This window comes from Pseudomonas sp. 2995-3, assembly GCF_002742565.1.
Lineage (GTDB): Bacteria > Pseudomonadota > Gammaproteobacteria > Pseudomonadales > Pseudomonadaceae > Aquipseudomonas > Aquipseudomonas edaphica.
In genome coordinates this window covers 1-339 of sequence record NZ_LJSB01000046.1, presented here as the reverse complement: position 1 = coordinate 339, position 339 = coordinate 1, and the positions used below count along the sequence as shown (strand labels likewise).

Genomic DNA, 339 nt, shown 5'->3' with positions numbered 1-339 from the left:
GTACTATCCCTCTTTAACAGAGGAAAGATTACCTCTCTTGATAATAGTCCCTCTCCCCCTCCTGAAATAACAATAACCCTTTTATCCTCAGGAATTGAGAGACGTTCACGACATTTTTGATGTTCAATTTCATCATCCCAAACACTTTTAGTGGCAATACCGAAAGCGTAAAATTTACAACCAGGGTACTTTTTTTCTAACTTCTTCTTTTCTTCTTCCTGTGCAATAAAAATGGCGTCCACATTTTTTGATATAGACATACGATGCGTATTAAAGTCTGTCAGAACAGAAAAAACTTTTAAATTATGCTTTGTACTGCGTAATCTTCTCTTCATATAC

Annotated in this window: 1 protein-coding gene; it reads right to left on the bottom strand. The window is 35.4% G+C overall.

Going from position 1 to position 339, the window contains the following annotated elements:
* On the bottom strand, positions 1 to 339 hold a 339-nt coding region (locus tag AOA62_RS01745; protein WP_218244054.1), incomplete at both ends, for a hypothetical protein.